A 20962-nucleotide genomic window follows, 5' to 3' on the forward strand; every position below is an offset into this window, starting at 1 on the left:
CGGAGCTCCGGAGAGCACGATGGACATCAATCTCACGCTGTTGATGCAGGCCATTGGCTTCGGCCTCTTCATCTGGTTCACGGCGAAGTTCATCTGGCCACCGCTGATGCGCGCCGTCGAGACGCGGCAGAAGCAGATCGCGGAGGGGCTGGCTGCCGGGGAGCAGGGCCGGCAAAGCCTCGTGTCGGCCGAAAAGCGAATCGCCGACATGATGGCCGAAGCGAAGGCGAAGGCGGGCGAAATCGTCGCGACCGGCGAGAAGTTTCGCGCCGAGACGATGGATCAGGCGAAGATCGAAGCCGCCGCCGAACGCGACCGCATCATCGCGGCCGCGAAGGCGGAGGCGGAGCAGGAATACCAGGCGGCGCGCGAGCAGTTGCGCAACCAGGTCGCCGACCTTGCCGTGGCGGGTGCCGCGCGAATCCTGAAGCGCGAGATCCGCCCGGCCGACCACGCCGAGCTGCTGGCGTCGATCCGCCAGGAGCTGTAGTCGGCGATGGCTGAACTCGCGACGATCGCGCGTCCCTACGCGGAAGCGGCGTTCGGGCTCGCGCGCGACGATCAGGCGCTGCCCGCGTGGTCGGAAATGCTCCGCTTTGCGTCGACGATCGTCACCGATCCGCGCGTGACCAAGGCGCTCGACAATCCTCGGCTCGACAATGCCGCCAAGGAATCGCTGCTGCTGTCGATCGGCGGCGACCGCTTCGGCGCGCAGGCACGCAATTTCATCCACGTGCTCGTCGAAGGCGAGCGCGTGAGCCTGCTGCCGCAGATTGCCGAAATGTTCGAGACGCTGAAGAACGACGCGGAAGCGACGGCGACGGCGACGATCGAAAGCGCGATGGAACTGACCGAGGCGCAGGTCGCCGAGCTCAAGGCGGCGCTCGAAAAGCGCTTCGGACGCAAAATCGAAACGACGGTCACCGTGAATCCGGACCTGATTGGCGGCGCCCGCGTGACGGTCGGCGACGCCGTGCTGGACGGCTCGGTGCAGGCGAAGCTCGCGGCGATGCACACGCAGCTTCGCGCCTGATGGGTTTTGTCAGAATTTGCTGCCTGCAATCGTCGGGCTCCGCCCGCGATTTCAGGGACTAACAACCGCCCGAAAGTAGGGGTCTACTTTCGGGCGAGGAGGCACTATGCAATTGAATCCATCGGAAATCAGCGAACTGATCCGGTCGCGGATCCAGAACCTAGACATGGGCGCCGAGGTGCGCACGCAGGGCACCGTCGTGTCGGTCACCGACGGCATCTGCCGCGTCCACGGCCTGTCGAACGCGATGCAGGGCGAGATGCTCGAGTTCCCCGACAACACCTTCGGACTGGCGCTGAACCTCGAGCGCGACTCGGTCGGCTCGGTGATTCTCGGCGAGTACGAGCACATCACCGAAGGCGACACCGTCAAGTGCACGGGTCGCATCCTCGAAGTGCCGGTCGGACCCGAGCTGATCGGCCGCGTCGTCGACTCGCTCGGCCGTCCGATCGACGGCAAGGGCCCGCTGAACGCGAAGGAGACGGACGTCATCGAGAAGGTCGCGCCGGGCGTGATCTGGCGCAAGAAGGTGGCGCAGCCCGTGCAGACCGGCTTGAAGTCGATCGACGCGATGGTGCCGATCGGCCGCGGCCAGCGCGAGCTCATCATCGGCGACCGGCAGACGGGCAAGACCGCCGTCGCCGTCGACACGATCATCAACCAGAAGGGCAAGGACCTGATCTGCGTGTACGTCGCGATCGGGCAGAAGGCCTCGACCGTCAAGAACGTCGTGCGCAAGCTCGAGGAATACGGCGCGATGGCGTACACGATCGTTGTCGCCGCGATGGCGTCGGACTCGGCGGCGATGCAGTACATCGCGCCGTACTCCGGCTGCACGATGGGCGAATACTTCCGCGACCGCGGCCAGGACGCGCTCATCATCTACGACGACCTGACGAAGCAGGCGTGGGCGTACCGGCAGGTGTCGCTGCTGCTGCGCCGTCCCCCGGGTCGCGAGGCGTATCCGGGCGACGTGTTCTACCTGCACTCGCGGCTGCTCGAGCGCGCCGCGCGCGTCAACGAGGAGTACGTCGAAAAGTTCACGAAGGGCGCCGTCAAGGGCAAGACCGGGTCGCTCACCGCGCTGCCGATCATCGAGACGCAGGCCGGCGACGTGACGGCGTTCGTGCCGACGAACGTGATCTCCATCACTGACGGCCAGATCTTCCTCGAGACGGACCTGTTCAACGCCGGAATCCGGCCCGCGATCAACGCCGGCATCTCGGTGTCGCGAGTGGGCGGCGATGCGCAGACGAAGGTGATCAAGAAGCTGGGCGGCGGCGTGCGGCTGTCGCTCGCGCAATACCGCGAGCTTGCGGCGTTCGCGCAATTCGCGTCCGATCTCGACGACGCGACGCGCAAGCAGCTCGATCGCGGCCGCGTCGTGACCGAGCTCATGAAGCAGCCGCAATACTCGCCGCTGTCGGTCGCCGAGCAGGCGCTGACGCTGTTCGCCGTCAACCGCGGCTATTACGACGACGTGCCGGTCGACAAGGCACTTGCGTTCGAGGCGGCGCTGCGCCAGTTCGTGAAGAGCAAGTACGCGGCGATCTTCGACAAGATCGAGAAGACGAAGGAAATGTCGGCCGACGACGAGAAGGCGCTGGCGGCGGCGATCGAGGACTTCAAGAAGACCGGTACTTACTGAGACGCTGATTCACCATGGCCGGCTCGAAAGAAATCCGCAACAAGATCAAGAGCGTGCAGAGCACGCGCAAGATCACCAAGGCGATGGAGATGGTCGCGGCGTCGAAGATGAAGAAGGCGCAGGACCGGATGCGCGCGTCGCGTCCGTACGTCGATCGCGTCTTCGACATCGCGATGCACATCTCGAGGGCGAACACCGAGTACAAGCATCCGTTCCTCGTCAAGCGCGGGCAGGTGAAGCGCGTCGGCGCGATCCTCATCACCACGGACAAGGGCTTGTGCGGTGGTCTGAACACGAACCTGCTGCGGCTGATGATGGCGCGGTTCAAGGAGTGGCGCGCCGCCGGCATCGAGGTCGATTTCGTCGCCATCGGGAACAAGGGCCTCGGCTTTTTGAACCGGATGGGCGCGAACATCGCGTCGAGCGTCGTGCAGCTCGGCGACCGGCCGCGGCTCGATCGGCTCGTAGGCCCGGTCAAGGTGCTGATCGACAAGTACCTCGAAGGCGGCATCGACGAGATCCACATCTTCTCGACGAACTTCGTCAACACGATGAAGCAGGAGCCGCGGCAGATTCGCATCGTGCCGATCCCCGAGGAATACCGATCGGCCGCGGGCGAGCTGCGCACCGTGCACACGGCGGAAGGCTCGTGGGACTACATCTACGAGCCCGATGCGCGCGACCTGCTCGACGGCATGATGCGCCGCTACATGGAAGCGGTCATCTTCCAGATGGTGAACGAAAACATGGCCTCCGAACAGTCCGCGCGGATGGTCGCGATGAAGGCGGCGTCGGACAACGCGGCGAAGATCATCGGCGAGCTGCAGCTCATCTACAACAAGACGCGGCAGGCGGGCATCACCAAGGAGCTTTCGGAAATCGTCGGCGGCGCCGCCGCCGTGTAAGGACAAGTTCGGTGTCGGAGGTGCAACTCCATGGTGTCGGAGGTGCAACTCCATGGTGTCGGAGGTGTAACTCCAATGATGGGAGTTACACCTCCGACACTGGGGGTTACACCTCCGACACCGATCAGGAAAATCAGGGAACGGACATGGATCAACCAGTGAAGAACCAGGGCACGATCGTTCAATGCATCGGCGCGGTCGTCGACGTCGAGTTCCCGCGCGACCAGATGCCGAAGATCTACGACGCGCTCAAGATGGACGAGATCGGCCTCACGCTCGAGGTGCAGCAGCAGCTCGGCGACGGCGTCGTGCGCACGATCGCGCTCGGTTCGTCAGACGGCCTGCGCCGCGGCATGCAGGTGGTGAACACCGGCGCGCCGATCACGGTGCCCGTGGGCCCGGAAACGCTCGGCCGCATCATGGACGTGCTCGGCCGGCCGATCGACGAGCGCGGCCCCGTGGGCGCCGAGAAGTCGATGACCATCCATCGCACGGCGCCGACGTTCGAGGAACTGTCGCCGTCGACGGAACTGCTGGAAACCGGCATCAAGGTGATCGACCTCATCTGTCCGTTCGCGAAGGGCGGCAAGATCGGCCTGTTCGGCGGCGCCGGCGTCGGCAAGACGGTCACGATGATGGAGCTCATCAACAACATCGCCACCGCTCACTCCGGCCTGTCGGTATTTGCCGGCGTCGGCGAGCGCACGCGCGAAGGCAACGACTTCTATCACGAGATGATCGAGTCCGGCGTCGTCAACAAGGAAGACCTCGGCAAGTCGAAGGTCGCGATGGTGTACGGGCAGATGAACGAGCCGCCGGGCAACCGGTTGCGCGTCGCGCTGACCGGCCTCACGATCGCCGAGAATTTCCGCGACGAGGGTCGCGACGTGCTGCTCTTCATCGACAACATCTACCGCTTCACGCTCGCCGGCACGGAAGTGTCCGCGCTGCTCGGCCGCATGCCTTCCGCGGTGGGCTACCAGCCGACGCTCGCCGAGGAAATGGGCCGATTGCAGGAGCGCATCACGTCGACGAAGACCGGCTCGATCACGTCGATCCAGGCCGTGTACGTCCCGGCCGACGACCTGACCGACCCGTCGCCCGCGACCACGTTCGGGCACCTCGACGCCACCGTCGTCCTGTCGCGCGACATCGCGGCACTCGGCATCTACCCGTCGGTCGATCCGCTCGACTCGACGTCGCGGCAGGTGGACCCGAACGTCATCGGCGAGGAGCACTACGGAACGACGCGCGCCGTGCAATCGGTGCTGCAGCGTTACAAGGAGCTCCGCGACATCATCGCCATCCTCGGCATGGACGAGCTGTCGCCGGAAGACAAGCTTGCCGTGGCGCGTGCGCGCAAGATCCAGCGCTTTCTGTCGCAACCGTTCACGGTCGCGGAAGTGTTCACGGGAACGCCGGGCAAGTACGTGTCGCTGAAGGAGACCATCCGCGGCTTCAAGATGATCGTCGACGGCGACGTGGACCACCTGCCGGAGCAGGCGTTCTACATGGTCGGCGGCATCGACGAGGCGATTAAGAAGGCCGAGGAGATGGGCGCCAAGAAGGCCGCCTGATCCTCCGGGGCGGGCTGACGGCCCGCCCTTCTGCCTTTCGTTTTCGGAATCCGATCCATGAGCCACACCATCCGCGTAGAAGTCGTCAGTGCCGAGGCCGAGATCTATTCGGGCGAGGCGACGATGGTCGTTGCCACCGGTGAGTTGGGCGAGCTGGGCATCACGCCCCGCCACGCGCCGCTGATCACCCGGCTCAAGCCGGGCAAAGTCATCGTCACCCAGCCCAACGGCGAGAAAGTCGACATCTCGATCACCGGCGGCGGCATCCTCGAGGTGCAGCCGCAGGTCGTCACCGTGCTGGCCGATACGGCGATCCGCTCGGCGGACATCGACGAGGCCGCCGCCATCGAAGCCAAGCGGCAGGCCGAGGACGCGCTGGCCAACCGCACCGACGCCATCGAAGTGGCTGAGGCGCAGGCCAAGCTGGCAGCAGCCATCACCCAGCTGCAGGCGCTTGAACGGCTGCGTCGATCGCTGAAGCACTGAGCCCGGCCACCGCCGCCATGCGGCGGCAGCCCCGCAAGACGCCGGCCCCGTGCCGGCGTTTTGCTTTGGTCTGTCCACGCCGGCCAAACGCGACGGGGATTACGCTCGGCCTCCCCTGATTCCGGGCATCCCCCATGGCCGCGCGCTTCCGCCGTCCCCTGTTCGTCGCGTTGGCGGTGCTGGCCGCGCTGCTGGTGATCCGCGCACTGCTGCCTTACGCGGTCAGGCATTACCTCAATGCCCGGATGGATCGCATGGGCGACTACCACGGGCATATCGACGACATCGATATCCACCTCTGGCGCGGTGCGTACAGCATCGACGACCTGCGCATTGCCAAGGTGAGCGGCAAGCTCCCCGTCCCTCTGTTGCAGGCCCCGCACACCGAAATCGCCCTGAGCTGGCGCGCCCTGAGTCACGGGGTGCTGCGCGGCAAGATCGATTTTCGCCAGCCGGTGGTCAATTTCGTCGACGGCCGCGGCGAGGGCGACAGCCAGAGCGGCAAGGGCGTGGACTGGCGCGCGAAACTGCGCCTGCTGACGCCGATCCGGCTCGACGAGCTGACCGTGCACGGCGGCACTGTGACATTCCGCAGCTTCGTCGCCACGCCGCGGGTGGACCTGAAGATGACCGAGGTCGAGGCGACGGCAAGCAACCTGACCAACATCGACCGCCGCGGCGGCTCGCGCGTGGCCCGGTTGCGCGCCAGTGCGCGGTTGCTCGGGGATGCCCGCCTGCAGACGCAGGCGAGCTTCGATCCGCTATCCCATTTCGGCGACTTCGCTTACCAGCTGCAGGTGACAGGGGTCGACCTCACCCGCGCCAACGATCTCGCGCGTGCCTACGCAGGCCTGGATTTTGCGGGCGGCCATGGCGATTTCACGATGGAGCTGCAGGCGCGCGACGGTGCGCTGGAGGGCTACGCCAAGCCGCTGTTCAAGGATCTGCAGATTTTCAGCTGGCAGCAGGACGTCCAGCAGCAGCACAAGAACCCGATCAAGCTGGCGTGGGAAGCGCTGGCGCAGGGGGTCACCTCGTTGTTCAAGAATCACGCGAAGGACCAGTTCGCGACGCGCGTGCCCATCCGCGGCCGCATCGACGATCGGGAGTTGGGCGCCGTGCAGGCCATCCTCGGCGTACTTCGCAATGCGTTCGTGCAGGCGTATACGCCCAAGCTCGAACATCTCACGCCTGCGCCGGGCGATGCCGCCTCCGATGCCGGGACCGGCGGCTGAGGTCGCGCCAACACGGCGCATACGATCTCGGCTGATATCCTTGCCGCCCTCTTCGCAAAGTGATGGTGCCCCATGCAAGCGCAAGCCCTGCACGTGATCGTCCTCGCCGCCGGCGAGGGCAAGCGGATGAAGTCACGACGGGCCAAGGTGCTGATGCCGTTGGCGGGGCGCCCCTTGCTGGGCCACGTGCTGGACGCGGCTCGGCAGCTGCAGCCGGCGGCCATCCACGTGGTCTATGGCCACTGCGGTGAGCAGGTGCAGGCGGCGTTTGCCGACCAGCCCGACTTGCAGTGGGTGCTGCAGACCGAGCGCCTCGGCACCGGCCACGCGGTCGGCCACGCATTGGAGCAGGTACCCGACGGCACGCGCGTGCTGGTGCTTTACGGTGATGTGCCGCTGACTCGCGCCGGTACGTTGCGCACCCTGGTGGACACCGCCGGTCCGTTGTCCCTGCTGACCACCGAGCTGACCGATCCGCACGGCTACGGACGAGTGCTGTGCGACGCCGCCGATCGCGTGCAGGCCGTGGTCGAGGAAAAGGACGCGACGGCCGAGCAGCGTCGGGTGCACCGCATCAACACCGGCATCCTCGCCGCCGACAGTGGCCGCCTGCGCGGGTGGATCGGCCGACTGGACCGCAACAACGCCCAAGGTGAGTATTACCTCACCGATATCTTCGCCATGGCCGCGGCCGAGCAGTGTGCGGCGGTGGCCGTGCCCTGCGCCGATCCGGTCGAGGCGGCCGGCGCCAACAACCCGCTTCAGCTGAGCGAGCTGGAGGCGCAGTATCGCCAGCGCGCGGCGAGCGAGCTGATGCTTGCCGGGGTCCGGCTGGCCGACCCGCTGCGGCTCGACGCTCGCGGTTCGGTGCAGGCCGGCAGCGATGTGGAAATCGACATCGACGTGATCATGGAGGGCGAGGTGGTGCTGGGCGACGACGTCCGCATCGGACCGTTCACCCGCCTGCACAACGTTCGCCTCGCCGCCGGCACGGTGGTGCTCGCCCATTGCGACCTGGACGGCGTGGTGACGCACGGGCCGTGCACGATCGGCCCGTTTGCACGGCTGCGCCCGGGCGCGGAGCTCGCTGCCGGAGCACACGTGGGCAACTTCGTGGAGATCAAGAAGGCACGCATCGGCCAGGGCAGCAAGGCCAACCATCTGAGCTACATCGGCGACGCCGAGATCGGCGCCGGAGTCAACATCGGTGCCGGCACCATCACCTGCAACTACGACGGCGTGAACAAGCATCTGACCCGCATCGGCGACGGCGCGTTCATCGGTTCCAACAGCGCGCTGGTTGCGCCGGTCAGCATCGGTGCGCAGGCCACCATCGGTGCCGGCTCGGTGATCACCCGCGATGCCCCGGCCGAACAGTTGACGGTGGCGCGCGGGCGCCAGCAGACGCTGCCCGGCTGGCAGCGTCCGTTGAAGAAGCCCTGACCCCGAGTATCGCCGCTGGGCCGGCCGCGCCGACCCGGGCGGATCAGGCGTAACGCCAGCCGTCGATCTCCACCAGCAATTCGCGGCGGCAGATGTCCCCGTGCAGCAGCAGCGCGGGGACACCGGGCAGCCGCTGGCGGAAGAAATCCCGCACTTGGCGCGCATCGGCGGGGTGGCGTACGTACGCCTTCAGCGGCGAGTGGGTGTCGAAGCCGGCAGCCATGTCCGCACTCGTCAGCAGTGCCTCGAGGTTGGCCAGGGTCTCGTCCAGCTGGGCCTGCAGGTCGTCATGGTGCGCCGAGGCGTGCCCGATCACCGCGGCGGTGCCGGAAATGGCCAGCGCGTCGTCGGCGGGCAGTCGCATCGCGCGGGCGAAGCTCGGAGGCGTGGGACCGTACTGGCGCGGGTAGCGCCAGGCGCTGACCTGGCGCGGGTTTTCCACCCGCGTGCCGGGCTGTTCGGCTGCCAGCAGGTAGACCTGCAGGCGCGCTACGGCGCCGTGATGGCCGATCGCCGTGGCGGCCGGGAACCCGCTGCCGAACGCATCGCCCATGCCACGCGCGCGGCCGCTGCAGAACTGCTTGTAGCGCTCCTGGTCACCGTCGCCCTGGTTGATCGCGGACAGGTAATTCCACACCCGCACGATGTGACGCTCCGGCTGGCCGGCGACGAAGCGGCCCAGCTGGGCATAGGCAAGCGCTGCCGTTTCCTCCGGCCCCCCGTGCTCACGCTCGTCCAGGTTCACCGCCGCGTACAGCCAGCCGCCGCCGCGCGACCACTGCACCGCGCCGTCGGTACCGGCCAGCACGGCGCCCTCGACCTGCCAGCACTCCAGCGGCGCGGGCGCGTCGAAGGGCTCGAGGTCCAGCGCGAGCCAGCGGGGGTCGTCGGCCGGAGCAGTGCCGGCACCAAATCCCAGCACCGCCAGCATGCCCGGCTCGGCAAGCGCCCGGGCCACTTCCACGTTGCGATAAGACACCTGCGGCGCGCGACATGCGACAACGTCCGCCGCCCGCTTTTCGGATCCCTGGATCATGCAATCTACCGAGAACGACAAGGGCCCCATGTTACACTCCACGCCCGCTGCCACCGGGGGGAGGCACTGATTTTGGGGTATGGAAACGAGCATGGCCGAGCAGACCGCCGCACAACACGAACTGGCCACCCTGGTCGTCGAAAGCCTCAACCTGGAGTCGGTGACCCCCGAGCAGATCGACCCCGATGCACCGCTGTTCGGCGGCGACCTCGGCCTCGACTCGATCGACGCGCTGGAGATTTCCCTGGCCGTGTCCAAGCGCTACGGCTTCCAGCTGCGCTCGGACAATCCGGACAACCGGCAGATCTTCTCGAGCTTGCGCGCGCTTTCCGAGCATATCGAGCAGCATCGCGCCGCAGGCTGAGCTTCAGCCTCCACGGGCGCTTGCGCGGGGGCGCATCGGCGACATGAGCATGGCTGGCCTTCCTCGCGCGTGCAGAATCCATCGATGACCCAGTCGTCTGCCTCTGCTGTGGACGCGACGGCGCTGCGTCGTTTCACGCTGCCGCTGCTGGCGGTTTATCCGCTGCTGGCGATTGCCGGGGCGATCTCCCACCGACGGGTCTTTTCGCTGGCAGCGCTGATCCTGCTGCTCACCCTGTGGCTGCTGCCGCGTCTGGTTGGCGGCTCGCCGCGGGCATGGGGCGGCTGGCTGGCGGCGGTGCTGTTGGTGGTCGTGATGGGGTGGCTGGGACTGGCTGGCGCCCTGCTGGAGGCGGTCCCGCTGGCGATCATTGCCGGTCTGGCCTGGTGGTTCGGCAGCAGTCTGCGCGCGGGGCGGGAGCCGCGGGTGGTGCGGTTCATCCGCGTGCTTGAAGGCGCCGACCGCCTGGCGCTGCCTGGCGTGGCGGCCTACGGGCGCCGCGTGACGATTTTCTGGGCCTCATTGCTGTGCGTGCAGGCGCTGGCCCTGCTGGTCCTGTTGCTGCTCGGCCTCGTCGGCGTGGCGCTGCCGGGCTGGGCGTTGGTGTACCAGCACGTGGGCGGCTACGTGCTGATCGCCGCGGCATTCGGCGCAGAGTATGGCTGGCGCCGCTGGCATCTTCGCCATCTTCAACACCCCACCCTGCAGGCCCAGGCGATGCAGTTGATGCAATGCTGGCCGCAGTTGCTGCACGGACAGGACGCCCCCCGATGACCGCCGACTGCTTCGATCACCCGTTCCAGGTGCCGGCCTCGCACCCGTCGTTGCCGGGGCACTTTCCAGGCCGTCCGCTGGTGCCCGGAGTGGTCATGCTCGAGCAGGTGGCGCTGGCGCTGCGGGCGTGGCGCGGCCAGCGGCTGGCGCGCGTGATCGAGGTCAAGTTCATGGCGCCGCTGCTGCCGCAGCAGCCGGCCGCACTGCAGCTGAGTGAGACGGGTGGGCGCGTGCGTTTCCATATTCATGGTCCGGCGGGTGTGCTGCTGGCGCGTGGCGTGGTCGAAGGAGCGACGGCATGAGTGGACACTGGCAGAGCCGGCCCGAGGGTGGCGGCCGCTTCGCGCTGTGGCTGATCCGCAGCATCGCGCTGCTGTGCGGGCGTCGCTTCGCGCGGCTGTTCCTGTACCCGATCACGGCCTATTTCTACCTGCGCCGCGCGCCCGAGCGCGAGGCCTCGCGCCAGTACCTTCAGCGCGTGCTCGGCCGCCCGGTGAGCTGGCGCGAGGTGTTCTGCCACCTGCACCGTTTCGCCGCGATCACCATGGACCGTGTCTACCTGCTGGCGCGTGGCGAAAGCGCGTTCGAGATCGAGTCGATCGGGCTCGACCTGCTGGACGAGAAGATCGCGCTGGGGCGCGGCGTGATGCTGCTGGGCTCGCATCACGGCAGCTTCGAGGCGCTGCGGGCAGTGGGCGCACGCCGGCCCGACACCTCGCTGCGGGTGGTGCTGGACAAGCAGAAAACCCCCGCGATGACCGAGATGCTCGAGGCGCTGGCGCCGGAAGTGGGCGCCAGCGTGATCGACGCGTCGCAGGGCGGCACCAGCATCGCGCTGGCGCTGTCCGAAGCCTGCCAGGCGGGCGCCGTGGTGGCGCTGCTGGCCGATCGCGGACGCGATCACGAGACGCTTCGCCATGCGCCGTTCCTCGGCAGCCCTGCGCCGTTCCCGGTCGGCCCCTGGTTGCTGGCCCACACGCTGCAGGTCCCGGTGATGCTTTGCTTCGGCCTGTACCTGGGTGGCAACCGCTACCGCCTGGTATTCGAGCCAGTGGCCGATCAGGTGAACATTCCGCGCGGCCAGCGAGGGCCCGCGCTCGACGCGCTCATCACCCATTACGCCGCCCGACTCGAACATTACGTGCACCTGGCTCCCTACAACTGGTTCAATTTCTATGATTTCTGGCAGCAAGATCTGCATGCTCATGCTGTGCCTGAGCCTGCCGCTGGTGGCGAGCGCGTCAGCGCCTGAAGGCGATCCCTCCGCGGCGCTGATCGCCTCGCTCGGCCGGCCCGCACCGGCCCGCACCGCCTTTGCCGAGGCGCGCTTCATGAAGCTCCTGGACAAGCCGCTGATGGTATCGGGCGAGCTGGCCTGGCTGGGGGGCGATCGACTGCAGCGCCGCGTCGATGCACCACGCGCCGAGAGCTTCACCATTGCCGGAGGCACGGTCACCCAGCAGCGCGAGGGCAAGCGCCCCCGCAGTTTCTCGCTCCGGCATGCGCCGCAGCTGCAGGGGTTGCTGGACAGCTTCGTCGCACTGCTCAGCGGCGACGCGTCGCGGCTGGCCGAAGCTTTCCTGATCGAACGCAGCGGTGATGCACCGGCGGCCTGGACGCTCACACTTACCCCGCGCGACGAGCGGGTCGCGCGCACCGTGTCTTCGATACGCATCGAGGGTCGCGGCGACGAGCCGCGCTGCATGGTCATGCAGGAGGCCGACGGCGATGCGGCGATCGATCTGCTCGGCCCGCTCGCCGCTGCCATGCCGGCGACACCCACCCGCGACGCGCTGATCGCCCTGTGCCAGGCGGCTCCTTGACGCGCGCGGCCGGCGGCGGCATGTCGCTGCGCGGACGGTTGGTGCTGCTGGCAGTGTGGATCGTCGCGCTGGCCGGATTGGGCCTGCTGGTCATGCAGCGGCTCGTGGTCAGCACCGACCTGCGCTCCTTCATGCCCGCCCCGACCACGCCCGACCAGCGCCTGCTGATGGAGCAGGTCGGCGACGGGCCGGGCTCGCGGCTGCTGCTGGTGGCGATCGAAGCACGTTGTTCCGGTACGCCGACCGGCCAGGGGATCTGCGGGAGCGCGGCGGCCCCTGCGCGAGACACCCGGCTGGCCGCGCTCAGCCAGGGGCTGGCCGCGGCGCTCAAGCACGACCCGCGCTACACCCAGGTGATCAACGGCAGCTTCGACCTCGGCGCTCTCGACACCGCCCTGCTGCCGTACCGCTATCTGCTCTCGCCGACGCTGGACACCCAGCCCATGGACGAAAGCTATCTTTCCGACCAGCTCGAGCAGCGGCTGGATGACCTGTCGTCGCCCGCCGCGGTGTTGCTGAAGGACCTGCTGCCGCGCGATCCCACGCTGGAAGTACTGAAGCTGGCGCAGTTGTGGTCGCCGCCGAAGTCACCCGAGGTGCGCCAGGGGGTGTGGTTCTCGCCCCGCGACGAGGCCCTGCTGCTGGTGCAGACGCGTGACGCCGGCTTCGACCCCGACGCGCAGCAGCGCGCGGTGGACGGCCTGCGTGCCGCCTTCGCGGCGTTGCCCGGGCACGCCGATGCCACCCTCACGCTGAGTGGCCCCGGCTATTTCAGCGTGGTGGTGAACGCGCAGACGCGGGCCCAGGCCGACTGGATCGGACGCATCTCCACCGTGGGCTTCATCGCGCTGCTGCTGCTGGCCTACCGCAGCTTCCGTTCACTCCTGCTCGGCGCATTGCCGGTCGCCAGTGCCGCGCTCGCGGGCATCGCGACGCTGGTGCTCATCTACCCGCAGGTGCACGGGATCACGCTGGCTTTCGGCTTCACCCTGCTCGGCGTGGCGCAGGAGTACCCGATCCGCGTGCTCAGCCATCGGCGCGCGGGCGAGGACGCCGTGGCGAGCGTGCGCCAGCTGTGGCCGCTGCTGCTGACCGCGATCGCCTCGGCCTGCATCGCGTACCTCGCGTTCTACGCCTCCGGCGTGAATGGTCTGAAGCAGCTGGCGGTGTTCACCATCACCGGGCTGCTGGTGGCGGGCTTCAGCACGCGCTACCTGCTCCCGCACCTGCTGCCGCAGCATGTGCGTGACGTGGCCGGCATGCCGTGGCTGATCCATGCGCGTCACCTCGTCGATCACCTGCCGCGGCCGCGCTGGCTGCCCTGGCTGGTGGCGGCGGTCACCGTGCTCATGCTCGTGTTCGCGCCGGGACCGTTCTGGCAGAACAACCTGGCCGCGCTGACGCCGCTGCCGCAGGACATGCTGCTGCGCGATGCGCGCCTGCGCGACGCGCTGGGTGCGCCGGATGTCCGTTACCTGCTGCTGATCCAGGTTCCGACCGAACAAGGCGTGCTGGCGACCTCGGAAGTGCTGGCGCCCAAGGTCGACGCACTGGTCGCGCGCAAGGCGGTGGATGCGATCGAATTGCCGTCGAAGTACCTGCCCAGCGTGGCGACCCAGCGTGCACGGCAGGCCCGACTGCCGGACCGCGCCACACTGGAGGCCGCGCTGGCCGGTGCGGTCGACGGCCTGCCGTTCCGCAAGGATCTGTTCGCGCCGTTCGTCGACGATGTGGCCACGGCCCGCGCAGCGCCGCCGCTGACCCCGTCGCGCTATGCGCGCAGCCCGCTCGGCCAGCGCCTCGCCGCGATGCTGATGCAGCGGGGCGACCACTGGCTGGGGCTGGGCACGGTCAGCGGCGTGCATGACGTGGCGGCGATCGAGGCGATGGCTGCGGCCAGCGGCGCCAACGTGCGGTTGCTGGACATGAAGGGCGCCGCCGAATCTTTAGTGGCGGCGTACCGGGTTCGCATCCTCAAGGCGCTCGCGGTCGCCACGGTGCTGCTGGTGCTCACCATCACCCTCGCCCTGCGCAGCGTGCGGCGGGCGTGGCACGTGCTGGCACCGATGACGCTGGCCACGTTCCTGGTGCTCGCGGTCGAGCGCGTGGCCGGCATCGAGATCTCGCTGTTCCACCTGATCGCGTTGATTCTCGCCGGTGGGCTGGGATTGCACTATGCGCTGTTCTTCGAGCGCGATACCGGCGACCCCGCCGAGCAGCGGCGCACGCTGCACGCGACCATCGTGTGCGTGCTGTCGGCGCTGCTGGTGTTCGGCATGCTCGGCTGGGCGAGCATCCCGGTGTTGCGGGCGATCGGGTTGACCGTGAGCCTGGGCGTGGCCTTCCATTTCTGCCTTTCGATCCTGATGGCACCGCATGCTCGACAAGACTGAGTTCGCGCCGCTGATTCCCCATGCCGGCAGCATGTGCCTGCTCGACGGCGTGCTGGCGTGGGACGCCACCAGCATCCACGCCATGAGCGAAGGCCATGCCCGCGGCGACAACCCGCTGTGCGGCGACCACGGCCTGCATGCGGTGCACCTGGCCGAGTACGGCGCGCAGGCGATGGCCGTGCACGGCGCGCTGCGCGACCGCGCGCAAGGCGCCACCACGGTGAAGCCCGGCCGCCTGGTCAGCCTGCGCGACGTGCAGTTACAGGTGGAACATGTCGATCCACTTGGCGGCCGTCTGGACGTCCACGCCGAGTGCCTCTACGCCGACGATGCCGGTGCGCAATACGCGTTTCGCGTCGAGCAGCAGGGGCAACTGCTGGCCAGCGGCCGCGCGGCGGTCATCCATCCGAGCGAACGCGACGAGGCACCCCATGACTGAATCCACATCCCCGCGCCGCGCCCTGGTCACGGGAGGCAGCGGTGACCTTGGCGGCGCCATCTGCCGTGCGCTTGCCGCGGCCGGCTACGAGCTGATCGTGCACGCCAACCGCGGACTCGATCGCGCCGAGGCGGTGGCGGCGTCGGTGCGTGATGCGGGCGGCCGCGCGCAGGCAGTCGCCTTCGACGTCGCCGACGCCGCGGCCACCCGCGCAGCACTGGAGGCGCTGCTCGCCGACGGGGCGATCCATGCGGTGGTCAACAACGCCGGCGTGCACCAAGACATGCCGATGGCCGGCATGACCGACGAGGCCTGGCACCGCGTGATCGACGTGTCGCTGCACGGGTTCTTCCACGTCACGCAGCCGCTGCTGTTGCCGATGGCACGCACGCGCTTCGGCCGCGTGGTGTCGATCAGTTCGGTGGCGGCGGTGGTCGGTAACCGCGGCCAGACCAACTATGCCGCCGCCAAGGCTGCGCTGCACGGCGCCAGCAAGTCGCTGGCGCGCGAGATGGCCTCGCGCGGCATCACCGTGAACGTGGTGGCTCCGGGCATCATCGCGGGCAAGATGATCGGCGAGGACTTCCCGCCCGAGCGCATCCGCGAGATGGTCCCCGCGCAGCGCGCGGGCACGCCGGAGGAAGTCGCCGCGCTGGTTGCCTTCCTGTGCTCGGACGCCGCCGGCTACATCAACGGTCAGGTGATCGGCGTCAACGGCGGCATGGGCTGAGCCGTCCGCTGCGGCATACTCGCCGGCGGGACCAAGAGGGTCCTGTACAGGGAGTGATCATGCGTTACCTCATGTTTTCCGCCGCCTTGCTGTGCGGCGCGGTGTCGGTCGCCCAGGCGGCCGACACGGTCACGGTGCAGCGTCCGGTGCCGTACGCCGACGATGCGCTGGTAGCCGGGGCCGTCAAGCGCGAGTGCAAGCTGACCGAGCAGCTGCCGGATTTCGTGCGCGAGTACGCGCGCGAGAATCACACCGAGGTGTCGTTTGCGCCGCAGGTCGATGCGACGACGCCGGGGCGGGTGCTGGTGATGGAGATCGTGGACGCCTCGTCCGACGGTAACGCCTTCATCGGCCACCACAAGTCCACCACCGTGCGCGGCAAGCTCTACCAGGACGGCAAGGAGGTCGCTGACTTCACCGGACGGCGCAACTCGATGGGCGGCGCGTTCGGCGGGTTCAAGGGCTCGTGCTCGGTGCTCGGGCGCACCGTCAAGGCGCTGGGCAAGGACATCGCCCAGTGGCTGGCACAGCCGGCCAAGGGCAGCCAGCTGGGTGATCTCCAGTAGCAGCGGTCCGGCGCGCGGCCGGCCCTGTGCCGGCCCGCGCTCAGGCGGCGCGGAACAGTGCCGGTGCCGATGGCGCGCCGGCGAGATCGTCCATCGTCTCGCGCATCGCCTCGCCGCCGTCGGCGCTGGCACGCTCCACGATGGTCGCGGCCAGTCCCTCCAGCAGGGCCACGTTTGCGCGCAGCCGCGCACGCACGCCGGCATCGTCGAGCGCGTCATGCAGCGTGGCGTTCATGGCCGCAAACCAGGGCAATTCGCCCTGATCGAGCATGACTCGCGGATTGCGCCGTTGCGACGCCGCATGCCAGCGGATGAAGAACGCCTGCATGCGCTCGTTGAGCGCGCGGGCGCGGTCGAGTTCCGGCGCCAGTTCGGCAAACAGCGTGGCGTCGGTCAGGCGTTGCTGGAACACCAGCTGGCACAGCACGCCCCAGTAGTAGGCGTAGTCCCAGATCACCTTGATCGGCATCACCTGCGCGTTGCCCAGCAGCGGGTACTGGTGGCGGTAGAGCGCCAGCGTGCTCTCGTAGAACGAACCGAACAGCCGCTCATACAGTCGTGCGTACGGCGCCACCGGCTTGCCGGCGCGGTCGTGGCGGATCAGCTCGGTGATGTAGGTGTTGGTGATGGCGATGAAATCGGTGCCGGGCGAATAGAACGGATCGAGAAACGCGCCGGCCTCGCCCGTAAGCGCCCAGCGGTCGGCGCTGAACATGCGTGCGCAGCCGTAGGAGTAGTCGCGGAAGAACGCGAAGTCGAGCAGCTTGTCCTGGCGTCCGGCGACCTCGCGAGCCAGCGCGGGCTGGTGCGTGTCCAGCCAAGCCAGCGCCCGCTCGAAGGTGTTCATCGATTCGATCGGGTGCATCGCCGCATCCGCCACGATACCGACCGAGTGTGCACCCGACGCCAGCGGAATCAGCCACGTCCAGTAACCGGGTCCGCACAGATGATTGGTCGAGCGCCAGCGCTCGGCCGGCGTGCAGCGGCCGCGCCATTCGGCGTCGTCGCTCCAGCCATCGATGGCGAGGCGGTCGTTCAGCCGGAACCACACCGCGTTGGCGTGATGGCCGTTGTCGCGGGTGAGTTCGAGCTTGCGCCGGATCATGCCGGCGCGGCCGGAGGCATCGAGCAGCCAGCGCGCCTGCAGCGTGTGGGCGGTGCCGGTGGTGTCGGTGCAGCGCACCTGGTGCATGGCACCGTGGGTGCCGAGGGTGAATCCGGTCACCCGCACCTCGTCGCGGAAATCGATGCCGCGCCGCCGAGCTTCTTCGCCCAGGAAATTCTCGAAGATGCCGCGGTCGATCTGGTAGCTCGGCGTGGGCAGCACCTCGCGCACGCCCAGCTCGGTGACTTCCTCCAGGTCGCTGCGGCCCTCGCTGAAGAAGAAGCGGAAGCCGAACTTGCGGATGTGCGTGCTTTCCAGATGCTCGTGCAGGCCGAGCGTGTCGGCGAGGTAGTGCGCACCGATTTCTACGGTGGACTCGCCCACCTTGTGTGCCGCCTCCGGCAGCGGATGGGCGCGGCGCTCGAGCACCACGATATCCATCCCGGGAAACTCGCCGCGCAACTGCAGCGCCAGGCACAGCCCGGCCAGCCCGCCACCGAGGATCACCGCGTCGTGCGTGGTATCGGTCATCTTGCTCCGGCCCTCTCCAGACCCTGATTGTGCACGCTCGCGTCGCCGGGTGCAGGCGACGCGCTAGAGATCGGCTTCCACCGGCGGCGGGCGTCCGTGCGAGCGGCGGTAGCTGGCCACGATGTCGCCGTAGTGGACCACCCGGCCGATGGTGTAGGTGGTGATGCGGGTGACGTCGCGCACCGGCTTGAAGTGACTGAGCCGGAAGCTGCCGTGATAGCGCGAGGCGATCGGCACCGAGACCACGCCGAGATGTTTCTCGCGGCAGGCGGCGATGAGGATGGCGGCCTCGAACACGAAATGCTCCGCCGGCAGGTCCACCAGCGTAAGCGCCTCACGGGGATACCAGCGCTGGCCGCTCTGCGTGTCGGCCACCGGCTGCGCACAGGCCCACGAGATGCCCCAGTCGGCCACGCCGTTGGCGCGGCGACGCCCGCGCGGCTGCTGCTCGCGGTCAAGCAGGCGCGCGCCGATCACGATGTGGTCCGGGTGGCGCTGCGCCGCTGCCAGCATGCGCGGGATGTCCGACGCCAGGTGCTGGCCATCGCCATCCATCGTGAGCACCGCCTCATAGCCTTGCCGCAGCGCTTCGCGAAAGCCGCTGCGCAACGCCTCGCCCTTGCCGGCGCGGTGTGGATGGCGGATCAGCGTGACCGGCAGCGCCCGGACGATCTCCGGCGTGCGGTCGTCGGAACCGTCGTCGACCACGATTACCGGCACCTCCAGCGCCAGCACCGACGACACCACGTCGCGGATCGCCGCCTCCTCGTTGAGGCACGGGATCAGCACGCACCAGCGTGGCAGCGGGTTCAACCGGCGTACTCCATCGTCACGTGCAGCGCCATCTGCGCCGAAACCGGCACCGACGCGCCGGCTTCACGCAGCGCCAGCGGGGCCAGCAGATCCAGCGCTCCGGCGGCGGGATTGCCCGCCAGCCACGACGCCAGCGCAGGCCGCGGCGCGGCCGGCTCGGCGCGGCGGCCCAGCGTCAGGCGCAGCGTGGCGATGCCGTGCCGGTCGCCAGCCGCGGCCGGAGCGAGCACCATCGCGCAGCCGAAAGACTGCTCGCAGTAGGTGACCTCGCGCAGCGGTCCGCTGCCGGCGACGTCACTGCATACCAGCAGCACCGGCCGCGCATCGGCGAGCGCCAGCGCAGCCGCCTCGAGCAGGCCCGCGCCGAAGCTCAACCGGTGCGCACAGACCGCCGTGGACGCGGCGTGGCACTCGGTGGCGATGGTCCAGTAGCCGACGGGCGCGTTGTGCACCGAGTTGTGGAACTTGGTCGGCGACAGCTCGGCCGGCGCACTCGCCAGCGTGGCGCACATGTAATCGGTGATGGCCTGGTCGCCGTGGCTGGAGGTGAAGACGCAGGCGAGCTCGCCCGGCGCGCGACCGCTCATCGCCACCGCCTGGCCGGCCACCTCGCTGGCCAGCAACACGCTTTCCGGCGCGCGGCGCCGCTCGTTCGCCGGCAAGGTGGCGGCCGCCGGCCGCGACGGCGGCGCTACCTCGCGTCCGGCCAGCCAGTCCTGCAGCGCAGCGAAGCTGCCCAGCTGCGGGTTCCACACGCCCACGCCTTCGATGGTGACCTGCAGTGCGCTCATGCCGCGTGCTCCGCGCGGGCGAACGCCAGGCAAGCGTTGTTGCCGCCGAAACCGAACGAATTGCTGAGCGCCACCTGCAGCGCACGCCGCTCGGTGCGCCAAGCGAACTGCGGCCCGCAGCCGGGATCCGGCTCGCTGGCGCCGAGGTTGCCCGGCACCACGCCGTCGCGCAGCGCGAGCAGCGTGATTGCCGCCTCGACGATGCCGGCCGCGCCGAGCGTGTGGCCGGTAAAACCCTTGGTCGAGCTGGCGCGCGTGTGGGCGCCGAATGCACGGCTGACCAGCGCCGCCTCCACTTCGTCGTTCTTCTGGCTCGCAGTGCCGTGCAGGTTGATGTAATCGACCCGGCTGGCGTCCAGGCTCGCCCGCGCCAGCGCATCGCGCAGCGCCAGCTCGGCGCCGAGCCCCTCCGGGTGCGGCGTGGACATGTGATGGGCGTCGGTCGCCTCGCCGTAGCCGAGCAGGCGCGGCGCTTCGGGTGCGGCTTCGACGCGCTCGAGCAGCGCAAAGCCGGCGGCCTCGCCGATCGAGATGCCGCAGCGGCCGGCGTCGAACGGCTTGCACGGTTCCGGCGACACCAGCTGCAGCGCGTTGAAGCCGAACAGCACGCTGTCGCACAGCGTGTCGACACCACCGACCACGGCAGCGTCGACCAGCCCAAGCCGGATCAGCCGCTCGGCGTTGGCGAACACCTTGGCGCTGGACGAGCAGGCCGTCGAGACGGTCAGGCAGGGTCCCTCGATCGCCAGCGCCTCGGCCACGAAGGCGCACAGCGAATGCGGTGCATGGATGGCCGGGCGGAGCAGGTCGTCCGGCAGGCCGCCGTCCGCATCGAGGCGACGGTAGCCTTCTTCCGTGGCGCCGATGCTGGCGGTGGACGTGCCCAGCATCAGCGCGATGCGGTGGGCGCCGTAGCGCGCTTTCGCCGCAGTCACACGGGCGAGGAAATCGTCCTGGTTGAGGCCCAGCCAGGCGAGCCGGTTGTTGCGGCACTCCCAGTCGGCCAGCGCGGGCGGGAGCGGGCTGTCATCGACCCCTTCCACCTGGCCGATCCAGCACGGCAACGGTGCGCTGGAGAAGGCATTGGGACGAAGGCCGCTGCGTTCCTCGGCCAGGGCCTGCGCGTGTGCCTCCAAGCCGTGGCCGAGAGCGGACGTTGCGGTATAGGCGGAGACGGCGAGGGGAGTCATGGGATCAGGCATCCGGAAAGCCTAGCCGGCCCCCCGAAGCTTGCCTAGCGCCGCGGCGCGGGCAGGTGAAGCCGTGCAGC

22 protein-coding genes are annotated in these 20962 nt (G+C 68.7%); 17 read left to right on the forward strand and 5 right to left on the reverse strand.

What is annotated here, in order from left to right:
- Window positions 1–19: 19 nt before the first annotated feature.
- The 8 genes from VFG40_RS00160 (at window position 20) to glmU (ending at window position 8327) form a co-directional block, all read left to right on the forward strand.
- On the forward strand, window positions 20–490 hold the full coding sequence (locus tag VFG40_RS00160; RefSeq protein ID WP_324893619.1) for a F0F1 ATP synthase subunit B: 471 nt from the start codon (window positions 20–22) through the stop codon (window positions 488–490).
- A gap of 6 nt (window positions 491–496) precedes the next feature.
- Complete coding sequence (locus tag VFG40_RS00165) at window positions 497–1033, forward strand: F0F1 ATP synthase subunit delta (protein WP_324893621.1); 537 nt, start codon at window positions 497–499, stop codon at window positions 1031–1033.
- A 166-nt stretch (window positions 1034–1199) separates the two neighbouring features.
- Window positions 1200–2681 (forward strand): F0F1 ATP synthase subunit alpha, encoded by a 1482-nt coding sequence (gene atpA / locus VFG40_RS00170; RefSeq protein WP_525931236.1) that lies wholly within the window; start codon window positions 1200–1202, stop codon window positions 2679–2681.
- Window positions 2682–2695: 14 nt separating this feature from the next.
- Window positions 2696–3586: a F0F1 ATP synthase subunit gamma gene (atpG, locus tag VFG40_RS00175; protein ID WP_324893625.1), complete on the forward strand. Its 891-nt coding sequence runs from the start codon at window positions 2696–2698 to the stop codon at window positions 3584–3586.
- 146 nt (window positions 3587–3732) lie between these two features.
- A complete protein-coding gene (gene atpD / locus VFG40_RS00180; protein ID WP_324893627.1) occupies window positions 3733–5163 on the forward strand; it encodes a F0F1 ATP synthase subunit beta in 1431 nt (476 codons plus the stop codon).
- 57 nt (window positions 5164–5220) lie between these two features.
- Window positions 5221–5649, forward strand: a complete 429-nt coding sequence (locus tag VFG40_RS00185) for a F0F1 ATP synthase subunit epsilon (RefSeq protein ID WP_324893630.1) — start codon at window positions 5221–5223, stop codon at window positions 5647–5649.
- 134 nt (window positions 5650–5783) lie between these two features.
- Window positions 5784–6884 carry a DUF748 domain-containing protein gene (locus tag VFG40_RS00190; RefSeq protein WP_324893632.1) on the forward strand — a complete coding sequence of 367 codons (1101 nt, stop codon included), beginning with the start codon at window positions 5784–5786 and terminating at the stop codon, window positions 6882–6884.
- A gap of 72 nt (window positions 6885–6956) precedes the next feature.
- Complete coding sequence (gene glmU, locus VFG40_RS00195) at window positions 6957–8327, forward strand: bifunctional UDP-N-acetylglucosamine diphosphorylase/glucosamine-1-phosphate N-acetyltransferase GlmU (RefSeq protein ID WP_324893634.1); 1371 nt, start codon at window positions 6957–6959, stop codon at window positions 8325–8327.
- A 43-nt stretch (window positions 8328–8370) separates the two neighbouring features.
- Here glmU and VFG40_RS00200 read toward each other — a convergent pair whose 3' ends face one another.
- Entirely contained in the window at window positions 8371–9363 is a 993-nt protein-coding gene (locus tag VFG40_RS00200; protein ID WP_324893637.1) for a chorismate transformation FkbO/Hyg5 family protein, read from the reverse strand.
- Window positions 9364–9454: 91 nt separating this feature from the next.
- Between VFG40_RS00200 and apeE the strand changes: the two genes are divergently transcribed.
- From apeE to VFG40_RS00245, 9 genes are all read left to right on the forward strand, one after another.
- Window positions 9455–9727 (forward strand): ApeE family acyl carrier protein, encoded by a 273-nt coding sequence (gene apeE, locus VFG40_RS00205; RefSeq protein WP_324893639.1) that lies wholly within the window; start codon window positions 9455–9457, stop codon window positions 9725–9727.
- An 84-nt stretch (window positions 9728–9811) separates the two neighbouring features.
- Window positions 9812–10501 (forward strand): xanthomonadin biosynthesis protein, encoded by a 690-nt coding sequence (locus VFG40_RS00210; protein WP_324893641.1) that lies wholly within the window; start codon window positions 9812–9814, stop codon window positions 10499–10501.
- On the forward strand, window positions 10498–10803 hold the full coding sequence (locus VFG40_RS00215; RefSeq protein WP_324893643.1) for an ApeI family dehydratase: 306 nt from the start codon (window positions 10498–10500) through the stop codon (window positions 10801–10803). The genes VFG40_RS00210 and VFG40_RS00215 overlap by 4 nt, the downstream gene beginning before the upstream one ends.
- Window positions 10800–11753, forward strand: coding sequence for a lysophospholipid acyltransferase family protein (locus VFG40_RS00220; RefSeq protein WP_324893645.1), 954 nt, complete (start codon window positions 10800–10802; stop codon window positions 11751–11753). The genes VFG40_RS00215 and VFG40_RS00220 overlap by 4 nt, the downstream gene beginning before the upstream one ends.
- Window positions 11701–12324, forward strand: a complete 624-nt coding sequence (locus VFG40_RS00225; RefSeq protein ID WP_324893647.1) for a LolA-related protein — start codon at window positions 11701–11703, stop codon at window positions 12322–12324. Before VFG40_RS00220 ends, VFG40_RS00225 begins: the two co-directional genes overlap by 53 nt.
- A 20-nt stretch (window positions 12325–12344) precedes the next feature.
- On the forward strand, window positions 12345–14717 hold the full coding sequence (locus VFG40_RS00230) for an MMPL family transporter (protein ID WP_324893751.1): 2373 nt from the start codon (window positions 12345–12347) through the stop codon (window positions 14715–14717).
- Window positions 14701–15156, forward strand: a complete 456-nt coding sequence (locus tag VFG40_RS00235) for a hotdog family protein (protein ID WP_324893649.1) — start codon at window positions 14701–14703, stop codon at window positions 15154–15156. The genes VFG40_RS00230 and VFG40_RS00235 overlap by 17 nt, the downstream gene beginning before the upstream one ends.
- Entirely contained in the window at window positions 15149–15886 is a 738-nt protein-coding gene (gene fabG / locus VFG40_RS00240; RefSeq protein ID WP_324893651.1) for a 3-oxoacyl-ACP reductase FabG, read from the forward strand. Before VFG40_RS00235 ends, fabG begins: the two co-directional genes overlap by 8 nt.
- Before the next feature lie 59 nt (window positions 15887–15945).
- Window positions 15946–16452 carry a hypothetical protein gene (locus VFG40_RS00245; RefSeq protein WP_324893653.1) on the forward strand — a complete coding sequence of 169 codons (507 nt, stop codon included), beginning with the start codon at window positions 15946–15948 and terminating at the stop codon, window positions 16450–16452.
- A 40-nt stretch (window positions 16453–16492) separates the two neighbouring features.
- Here the strand turns inward: VFG40_RS00245 and VFG40_RS00250 are convergent, their stop codons facing one another.
- The 4 genes from VFG40_RS00250 to VFG40_RS00265 all read right to left on the reverse strand — a co-directional run bounded on the left by VFG40_RS00250 (window position 16493) and on the right by VFG40_RS00265 (window position 20882).
- Window positions 16493–18088, reverse strand: coding sequence for an NAD(P)/FAD-dependent oxidoreductase (locus VFG40_RS00250; protein ID WP_324893655.1), 1596 nt, complete (start codon window positions 18086–18088; stop codon window positions 16493–16495).
- A 63-nt stretch (window positions 18089–18151) separates the two neighbouring features.
- Window positions 18152–18901, reverse strand: coding sequence for a glycosyltransferase family 2 protein (locus VFG40_RS00255; protein ID WP_324893657.1), 750 nt, complete (start codon window positions 18899–18901; stop codon window positions 18152–18154).
- Complete coding sequence (locus VFG40_RS00260) at window positions 18898–19692, reverse strand: beta-ketoacyl synthase chain length factor (RefSeq protein ID WP_324893659.1); 795 nt, start codon at window positions 19690–19692, stop codon at window positions 18898–18900. Before VFG40_RS00260 ends, VFG40_RS00255 begins: the two co-directional genes overlap by 4 nt.
- Window positions 19689–20882, reverse strand: a complete 1194-nt coding sequence (locus VFG40_RS00265) for a beta-ketoacyl-[acyl-carrier-protein] synthase family protein (protein ID WP_324893661.1) — start codon at window positions 20880–20882, stop codon at window positions 19689–19691. The genes VFG40_RS00260 and VFG40_RS00265 overlap by 4 nt, the downstream gene beginning before the upstream one ends.
- Window positions 20883–20962: the final 80 nt, after the last annotated feature.

The sequence above is a fragment of the Dyella sp. genome (genome assembly GCF_035685805.1).
Taxonomy (GTDB): domain Bacteria; phylum Pseudomonadota; class Gammaproteobacteria; order Xanthomonadales; family Rhodanobacteraceae; genus Dyella_A.